The sequence below is a fragment of the Microtetraspora sp. NBRC 13810 genome, from assembly GCF_030268685.1.
Classification (GTDB): Bacteria; Actinomycetota; Actinomycetes; order Streptosporangiales; family Streptosporangiaceae; genus BSRQ01.
On record NZ_BSRQ01000077.1, the window covers coordinates 1 to 441 of the forward strand.

Below are 441 nucleotides of genomic sequence, written 5' to 3' on the forward strand. Positions count from 1 at the left end.
TCATCATGGCTCCTTACGCGTCCGCGCCGACGTTGCGGTCATGGCCGTTCTTGCCGTTGTCGCCGACGAGGGCGAGGAAGACGTCCTCCAGGGTCGGCTGCTTCTCGACGTATTCGACCTTGGCGGGTGGCAGCAGTTGCTTGAGTTCGGTGAGGGTGCCGTTGACGATGATCCGGCCCTCGTGCAGGATCGCGATCCGGTCGGCGAGTTGTTCGGCCTCGTCCAGATACTGGGTGGTGAGCAGCACCGTCGTCCCCCGGCCGGCGAGTTCCCTGACGGCCTGCCACACCTCGATGCGCGCCTGGGGGTCGAGGCCGGTCGTCGGCTCGTCGAGGAAGATGACCGGCGGATCACCGATCAGGCTCATCGCGATGTCCAGGCGGCGGCGCATGCCACCCGAATACGTCGCCACTCTTCGCGCGCCCGCGTCGGTCAGCGAGA

At 66.9% G+C, this 441-nt stretch carries 1 protein-coding gene; it reads right to left on the reverse strand.

All coding sequences use genetic code 11. The annotated features are described in order from the left end of the window. Positions 1–13: 13 nt before the first annotated feature. Positions 14–441, reverse strand: a 428-nt coding sequence (locus QSK26_RS41515) for an AAA family ATPase (RefSeq protein ID WP_285780865.1), incomplete at its 5' end; no start/stop codon positions are given.